The organism is Pseudomonas sp. RIT-PI-q (genome assembly GCF_001297125.1).
Lineage (GTDB): Bacteria > Pseudomonadota > Gammaproteobacteria > Pseudomonadales > Pseudomonadaceae > Aquipseudomonas.
The window spans coordinates 207,526-215,966 of sequence record NZ_LHPC01000040.1; the positions used below are offsets into that span (position 1 = coordinate 207,526).

Annotated in this window: 5 protein-coding genes and 3 pseudogenes; all 8 read right to left on the reverse strand. The window is 52.3% G+C overall.

Annotated features, from left to right (window positions below; genetic code table 11):
- Positions 1-116 precede the first annotated feature (116 nt).
- Positions 117-1,256: pseudogene (locus tag AEQ67_RS22575) on the reverse strand (type IV secretion protein Rhs); the annotation flags it as partial.
- 102 nt (positions 1,257-1,358) lie between these two features.
- Positions 1,359-1,838 (reverse strand): hypothetical protein, encoded by a 480-nt coding sequence (locus AEQ67_RS22585; RefSeq protein ID WP_063854472.1) that lies wholly within the window; start codon positions 1,836-1,838, stop codon positions 1,359-1,361.
- Between the two features lie 415 nt (positions 1,839-2,253).
- Positions 2,254-3,438 (reverse strand): annotated as a pseudogene (locus AEQ67_RS22590) (RHS repeat domain-containing protein); the annotation flags it as partial.
- A gap of 300 nt (positions 3,439-3,738) precedes the next feature.
- The gene (locus tag AEQ67_RS22595) at positions 3,739-4,335 is read right to left on the reverse strand and encodes an imm11 family protein (RefSeq protein ID WP_059406034.1); all 597 of its coding nucleotides are present in this window, start codon (positions 4,333-4,335) and stop codon (positions 3,739-3,741) included.
- A 9-nt stretch (positions 4,336-4,344) separates the two neighbouring features.
- Positions 4,345-4,716, reverse strand: a complete 372-nt coding sequence (locus AEQ67_RS36835) for an AHH domain-containing protein (RefSeq protein WP_442965667.1) — start codon at positions 4,714-4,716, stop codon at positions 4,345-4,347.
- A 24-nt stretch (positions 4,717-4,740) separates the two neighbouring features.
- A pseudogene (locus tag AEQ67_RS22600) lies at positions 4,741-6,687 on the reverse strand (RHS repeat-associated core domain-containing protein); the annotation flags it as partial.
- Between the two features lie 185 nt (positions 6,688-6,872).
- The gene (locus tag AEQ67_RS22605) at positions 6,873-7,502 is read right to left on the reverse strand and encodes a hypothetical protein (protein ID WP_059406035.1); all 630 of its coding nucleotides are present in this window, start codon (positions 7,500-7,502) and stop codon (positions 6,873-6,875) included.
- On the reverse strand, positions 7,499-8,441 hold a 943-nt coding region (locus AEQ67_RS22610), incomplete at its 5' end, for an RHS repeat-associated core domain-containing protein (protein WP_059406036.1). The genes AEQ67_RS22605 and AEQ67_RS22610, both read right to left, overlap by 4 nt.

An 8,441-nucleotide genomic window follows, 5' to 3' on the forward strand; every position in this document is an offset into this window, starting at 1 on the left:
AACGCAACCTGTAGCAGCTGGCGAAGCCTGCGTTCGGCTGCGCAGCAGTCGTAAACCCTGCGCACGCGGTATCCCTGACACACCGCATTGCCTGATTTCACGACTGCTTCGCAGCCGAAGTCGTACTTGATTTCGCCGCGCAACTTATCGAGGGTGCGGGTCAGTTCGCCGGCCAGGTCGTACTGGAGGCGGCGGTGGATCGGGTTGTAGGCGTGCTCCACCAGCAGCTCGGGCTGGATGCCGGGGTTGTGCAGTTGCGAGAGTTTTTCCGCCGGCAGGGTCGAAGCGAACTGCCAGGCTTTGCGGCCCATGGCGTCGTAGCCGAAACAGCTGGTGAGCTGCCCTTGGGTGCGCAGGACTTCGCGGTGCAGGTCGTCGCGTTCCATATCGCTGATGAGCTGGCCGTCGAGGTTGAGCTGGTGCAGGTGGCCACTGCCGTAATACAGGTGATTCAGGTGCTGGCCGGTGGGCAGGGTCAGCGTCGTCAGGTTGCTCAGCGGATCGTAGTCGTAGGACAAGGCGCCTTGCGGCGTGGTCTCTTTGATCAGGCGGCCCAGCAGGTCGTAGGTGAAGTCGAGTTTCTCTTCACTGACACCGAGTTTTTTGCCGTGGGCGGTGGGCAGGCGTTCGATAGACAGCAGGCGATCGCCGTCGTCGTAGGTGTAATCCTGACGCGCATCGGCGTTGAGCTTGGCCAACAGTCGGCCGATGGTGTCGCGCTCGAATTCGGTGTGGCGCTGTGGTCGTTCGGCGCGTTCGCCGTAGCCGATTTCGTCGACACGCGTCAGGTGCCCGCCGAGGTTGTAGCTGAATCGACGGGTCAGGTTGTCGATGCGTTTTTCTTCGATCAGGCGATCGGATGCGTCGTAGGCAAACTGGTACGCCGCGTTGTTTTCATTGACCAGCGCGGTGAGGCGGATGGCCTGGTCATATTCGTAGCGGATGCGCTGGCCTTTGGCGTCCTGACGACTGCTCGGCAGGCCGCGAGCGGTGCGCAGCAAGCGCGTGGTCTGGCCTTTGCCGTCGGTGTGCGTCAGCACCTGGCCGAGGGCGTTGTAGGTAAACGACTCGGCGCTGCCGTCCGGGTGCTGGATACGCAGCACTTCGCCGTCGGGTTTGCGTTCCAGGGTGGTGGTTTGGTTCAGGGCATCGGTGACGGCGATCAGGTGATGGCGCTCGTCGAAGCGGTAAAGGGTGTTTTTACCCGAGCAATCCTGGAAGCGTTCGACCTGGGCCAGGGTGTTCCACCACAGGTATTATTTAATTGTTCAAATTATTAAAGAGCACATTAGACACCACTATAAAATCAAAAAATATTAATTGCTGGCAAAGATCAGAACACCCTACACTTCCCAGACTCAAATAACGACCAACTTATTTTTACAAAAGCCAACGGGCCAATGGCCTTTATAATACACACCCACTATCTTTGCCCACCTATCGCCTAAACCATAATACTCTTCAGACACATATTGCCTAAAGGCGAAACACACACCATTTCTTGCCGCAAGGCTAAAATCATGCGGAACACATATAAATTTATTTTTATCAAGATTTTTGGTAGCGGCCATTACCGCCTTATTTACCTTCATTCGCATAGCGACAAGATCGGAAGCCGGCTTTGGTAAATTATAAAAAGGATCTGGCTGGGTTGGAGAGGTAGGCAGCCATTCGACATCATCATAGTACCCCTCGAACTCAGACACCGACGGTTCCACGAAAACCTTTCGGACGTCTCCTATATATATTAACGCGCTATCCTTTGACTCGTCAGCTCCCATATTTGAGAAAAAATCACATCTTTCGATTCTTATGAGTTCTTCATCAATATCAATCATACTAAAATCTCATATCAGTTATTGTTCCAGGTGGCAGAGCCTTTCTTCCTTGTTGAATCGTACTCCGAAGAACGCCGCCGGCCGCGTGTGGACCTGGGATTCCTGGCAAAGAATGATTAGGTAGCGCACCGTGTGTCGACATCAGGTTCCACCACTTGTTCGCTCCACCACTTTCTAAAGGAATGATGTGGTGAGGAGTTGCACCCGATGGCCAAACTCTACCGGTATTTGCCTCCCATTGCTTCATCAAATAATTCTGACTCCCTACAAATTCTTTTCTCGCCATCTGGTTCTGAAACACATTGCGCCGTTGAACGACAGGTAGATTCCCTTTCAGTATCTGCGCCTGTTTGGCCGTTATTTCCCCTCCCGTAGAGGCAACCTTGTTTGCATCATGAACTACCCGTTCATGGAGTGATGTACATGCTAATCCTAATGGATCTATCCAACCTAACGGATTACTACCATATTGATAGAGGTTATCCCCTCCATTCAATCCAATCGGATCCTGCGTAACAAACCGCCCCACCTCCGGATCGTAATACCGAAACGTGTTGTAGTGCAGTCCCGTCTCGTCGTCGAAATACTGCCCCTGAAACCGCAGATTCTGCTCGACTTCATTGACGTCCAATCGCTCCAGCGAGCCCCACGCCTTGTACGTCGCCTGCCAGACGATCTGCCCTTCCCGGTCAGTCATCTCCAGCGGCGTACCAATCTGATCGGTGTGAAAGTAGTAGAGCTTCTGCTCCCCGCCCTCGGCCTGATCCATCCGCGCCAACGGCGCATAACTACCCGGCTCGTAAATGTACAGGCTGCTCTGCCCCGGACTTTCCTCGCGCAACATGCGCAAACCTTGCCACAGGAAATTCTTCTGTTCGGTGACGCCGTTGACTGCTGACACCTTGGCCACGCGACGCCCCAGGCTGTCGTAACGATAAGCGCCGGTACTTTCCAGCTTGCCGTTGACCAGCGTTTCAGCCTTAACCAGCCGATTCTCAAAGTCATAACTGAACGTTTGCAGCCGGCTCATGCCACTGCGCTTTTCAATCAGGTTGCCCCAAGCATCGTAGGTGTATTCCTGATCCCGCCACTGCTTGAGCCGGTTGTCTTTGACGTGATCGAACTGGCTGGTGTTGAAGTTCAGCCGGTTCGCCGCCGCGTCGTAGCGGAACTCTTCACTGTCCACCAACTTGCCGGTGTCACGGCTGTGCAGTTGGCCGTTGGCTTCGTAGTCGTACTTGATCTCGCCGCGCAACTTGTCGAGGGTGCGGGTCAGTTCGCCGGCCGGGTCGTATTGGTGGCGGCGGTGGATCGGGTTGTAGGCGTGCTCCACTAACAAGTCGGGCTGGATGCCGGGGTTGTGCAGTTGCGAGAGTTTTTCCGCCGGCAGGGTCGAGGCGAACTGCCAGGCCTTGCGGCCCATGGCGTCGTAGCCGAAACAACTGGTGAGCTGGCCCTGGGTGCGCAGGACTTCGCGGTGCAGGTCGTCGCGCTCCAGGTCGCTGATGAGCTGGCCGTCGAGGTTGAGTTGGTGCAGGTGGCCGCTGCCGTAATACAGGTGGTTGAGGTGTTGGCCGGTCGGCAGGGTCAGCGTGGTCAGCAGGCGCGTGTTCTGACCGTGTGCGTCAGGACCTGACTGGGGCATGCTCTGACGTCAAACCGTTAGGACGTTTGCCGCCCAAATTAACCTATATTTTTAAAGAACCGAATAGCAAGCCAACTTAAAAAATCTTAAATGCGTCATTTTCCCAAACCAGCGAAAAATAAGATTGCAGGTGGCTGAGCAAGATTGGCAGCCACTCTGCTGTTCAATTTAAAAACCGTGTCATCTATAAAAATTTCAGACAATCACCTCCTAAAAATACCGTCAACTTATAACTACCCAAGAGATCACTCACAACTAAAAGTCATCCCATGGAGCATATTGATAGTCATCATCTAACTTCCTAAAGGTAATGCCATAAATTTTTTTATTAACGCATTCAGCCAAGAAACGAGCAGAGCAGACAACCTCGTGGATTTCTTCAAAGTAAAACAAGTCTGAATTTATGTTTTTCGAGACCACAAGTTTATCAATACGCTCATAATTTGGACTTTTTGAGCCGTGCACTTCTAATTTCGCATTACTATCCAGTACGAAAGATGAATTATCCAAATCCATAGCTCTCAACCTTTCGATAACAGCAAAGAAAAAATATCTTTTATCTTGCCGAATCTTTCCTTGAATAAGAAGTTCAACTGGCCGACTAACATACTTACATTCAAAAGTATCACAGATGGCCAAAAACTCCTTGGATGCCAAGAAGTGATCTGGCAACCAATCTGCGCTTAGTTGCGGAACATCAGCCACAGCTTGGTAGTCGGCACTTAATGTGCCGCTCCCTGGATTTTCCGTGGGATAGTGAAAAGTCGGCAAATCGGGAATCCAACTCAAATCAAAAAAATAGGGTGCTCCTTCACCATCTGGCTCGTAATTAATTATATATAGATCTTTCATTATTCCACCTCAAAGCAGCCGACCAGTTATGGAGTCAAGTTTGAATAGCCCGCCTTCGAGCCCCTGTGCAGCCCACGCTTGGACATTTTTCACGCCAAGCGCAAGATCCATATCAGTCAAACTGCTTAAGTTATTGTTAAGTTTCACTAGCTTGTTTTTTACAGCTTCAGTGTACTGACCGTGATTCGACCAGTGCCCCGGCATGCCAGTAGTTTGGGCTAGATCTTTGGAGCCCGGCAAGAAAATGCCATTGGATGCCCCATCCGGATCCCAACCTATTTTTTTCAACCTACCAAACATACTTTTGAATTGAGTACTTTTTATCAGTTCTTCAGGTAGCAAATGGTGATTCGCCATTCCATCGCCGGATCTCGCACCCATATTGTTACCTAACTTCGTTGAGCACCAGCCTAATGGATCGACCCAGTTATTAGGGCTTGGTGTGTACGAGTAAAAATTCATACCTCCTGATAAAGCAATCGGATCCTGCGTAATAAACCGCCCCACCTCCGGATCGTAATACCGAAACGTGTTGTAGTGCAGTCCCGTCTCGTCGTCGAAATACTGCCCCTGAAACCGCAGATTCTGCTCTACTTCATTGACGTCCAATCGCTCCAGCGAGCCCCACGCCTTGTACGTCGCCTGCCAGACAATCTGCCCTTCCCGGTCAGTCATCTCCAGCGGCGTACCAATCTGGTCGGTGTGTAAGAAGTAGAGCTTCTGCTCCCCGCCCTCGGCCTGATCCACCCGCGCCAACGGCGCATAACTACCCGGCTCGTAAATGTACAGGCTGCTCTGCCCCGGACTTTCCTCGCGCAACATGCGCAAACCTTGCCACAGGAAATTCTTCTGTTCGGTGACGCCGTTGACCGCTGACACCTTGGCCACACGACGCCCCAGGCTGTCGTAACGATAAGCGCCGGTACTTTCCAGCTTGCCGTTGACCAACGTCTCGGCCTTAACCAGCCGATTCTCACCGTCATAACTGAACGTTTGCAGCTTGTTCATACCACTGCGCTTTTCAATCAGGTTGCCCCACGCATCGTAGGTGTATTCCTGATCCCGCCACTGCTTGATTCGATTGTCTTTGACGTGATCAAACTGGCTGGTGTTGAAGTTCAACCGGTTCGCCGCCGCGTCGTAGCGGAACTCTTCACTGTCCACCAACTTGCCGGTGTCACGGCTGTGCAGTTGGCCGTTGGCTTCGTAGTCGTACTTGATCTCGCCGCGCAACTTGTCGAGGGTGCGGGTCAGTTCGCCGGCCGGGTCGTATTGGTGGCGGCGGTGGATCGGGTTGTAGGCGTGCTCCACCAGCAGTTCGGGCTGGATGCCGGGGTTGTGCAGTTGTGAGAGCTTTTCCGCCGGCAGGGTCGAGGCGAACTGCCAGGCCTTGCGGCCCATGGCGTCGTAGCCGAAACAACTGGTGAGCTGGCCCTGGGTGCGCAGGACTTCGCGGTGCAGGTCGTCGCGTTCCATATCGCTGATGAGCTGGCCGTCGAGGTTGAGTTGGTGCAGGTGGCCGCTGCCGTAATACAGGTGGTTCAGGTGCTGGCCGGTCGGCAGGGTCAGCGTCGTCAGGTTGCTCGGCGGATCGTAGTCGTAGGACAAGGCGCCTTGCGGCGTGGTCTCTTTGATCAGGCGGCCCAGCAGGTCGTAAGCGAAATCGAGTTTCTCTTCGCTGACGCCGAGTTTTTTGCCGTGGGCGGTGGGCAGGCGTTCGATGGACAGCAAGCGATCGCCGTCGTCGTAGGTGTAATCCTGACGCGCATCGGCGTTGAGCTTGGCCAACAGTCGGCCGATGGTGTCGCGCTCGAATTCGGTGTGGCGCTGTGGCCGTTCAGCGCGTTCGCCGTAGCCGATTTCGTCGACCCGCGTCAGGTGCCCGCCGAGGTTGTAGCTGAATCGACGGGTCAGGTTGTCGATGCGTTTTTCTTCGACCAAGCGGTCGGACGCGTCGTAGGCAAACTGGTACGCCGCGTTGTTTTCATTGACCAGCGCGGTCAGGCGAATAGCCTGGTCATATTCGTAGCGGATGCGTTGGCCTTTGGCGTCCTGGCGGCTGCTCGGCAGGCCGCGAGCGGTGCGCAGCAGGCGCGTCGTCTGGCCTTTGCCGTCGGTGTGCGTCAGGACCTGGCCGAGGGCGTTGTAGGTAAACGACTCGGCGCTGCCGTCCGGATGCTGGATGCGCAGCACTTCGCCGTCGGGTTTGCGTTCCAGGGTGGTGGTCTGGTTCAGGGCATCGGTGACGGCGATCAGGTGATGGCGCTCGTCGAAGCGGTAAAGGGTGTTTTTACCCGAGCAATCCTGGAAACGCTCGACTTGGGCCAGGGTGTTCCACCACAGGTATTTGGAATTTTGGGGTGACGTCGCTTAGTTTAGATAGCGGCTACAATAAAACTTAATTCATGGAGTAATGACTGACAAAAAATCAGTCACCTCCACAATTCAATTTTTAAAGAATACATAATTATCCGAAACAAACACCACAACCAACCAGCGACTCCCGACAAGTAGCATTAATCAATAACACATTACAATCAAGACATCTCACCCCAGGGGTCAAAAGAAAATTCGATATCTATCGGCTTGAAACTTAATCCAACTAGATTGTTTTCCGCACGCTTCTTGAAACCTTCACTACAAACCCATTTCATCAACTCAATACAGACAAAGAAATCTTGTTGAACATTCTTTTTGGTTGCAAAAATCTTAATCCAGCTATAGACAGGCACCTCTGGATGATATCGATTAAATACGGGTTCGCCACTGCTTAGATCCGACTCCAACGCGTACTCAGAACCAGACTGTTCTAATAGCGCCACTGAGTCAAGAGGGATAAAAATAAAATAATCACCTCTAGGTGGATTGTTTTGTGTAAGGTTTAGCTCGACAGGGACCGCTCGATAGCTAACATTCAAACCATCGCAAACCTCTAAAAAGCGCTTTGAAACTATATTGTGCGGAGACCCAAGAAAGTCAACACAGAGAGACTTAATTGAACGATCTAAAATATTGAACTTATACTCTCTATTAATCATGACCTGTTCCGCACTCGGATCAAATTCATCCCACTCCCAATCATCATAATTAAACACACCAGATATGAACTCTGGCTGCTCGCAAGAGCTGCCATCATAATCCACCAAGTAAAATAACTCTGTATTCATAAAAGCCGTCCTGTGATTTGGTCAACTGCATATTTCCCGCTCTCTAATCCTTCACGCGCCACTTGCTGCACTTTACCTATACCTAATGCAAGCTGCGTATCGCTCAATCTGTTTGCTTTAAAAGCGGCATTCAGGTTACTGAGCTCAGCATTAACTGCTTTTGTATATGCTGAGTGGCTTGACCAATGACCTGGCAAATCTATTTGTTTCGCAAGTTCAGATTTCCCTGGTAGAAAAATCCCGTTGGATGCACCATCGCCATTGAATCCCATAGATTTTAATTTCTTGAACATCTGGGAGTATGCAGGAGCTTTCATAAGTTCTTCTGGTATCAAGTGGTGGTTAGCCATCCCGTCACCGGTCTTCGCTCCCATACTCTTACCCAAAACGCTGGAACACCATCCCAGCGGGTCTATCCAACTCGTTGAGTTTGTTGCATAGCCATAAAGGTTGAATCCACCCAACAACCCAATCGGATCCTGCGTAACAAACCGCCCCACCTCCGGATCGTAATACCGAAACGTGTTGTAGTGCAGCCCCGTCTCGTCGTCAAAATACTGTCCCTGAAACCGCAGGTTCTGTTCGACCTCGTTCACTTCAAGCTTTTCTAACGAGCCCCACGCCTTATACGTCGCCTGCCAGACGATCTGCCCTTCCCGGTCGGTCATCTCCAGCGGCGTACCAATCTGGTCGGTATGAAAGTAATAGAGCTTCTGTTCTTCTCCTTCGCTCTGATCAACTCTGGCTAAAGGTGCATAGCTCCCCGGCTCGTAAATGTAGAGGCTGCTCTGCCCCGGACTTTCCTCGCGCAGCATGCGCAAACCTTGCCACAGGAAATTCTTCTGTTCGGTGACGCCGTTGACCGCTGACACCTTGGCCACACGACGCCCCAGGCTGTCGTAACGATAAGCGCCGGTACTTTCCAGCTTGCCGTTGACC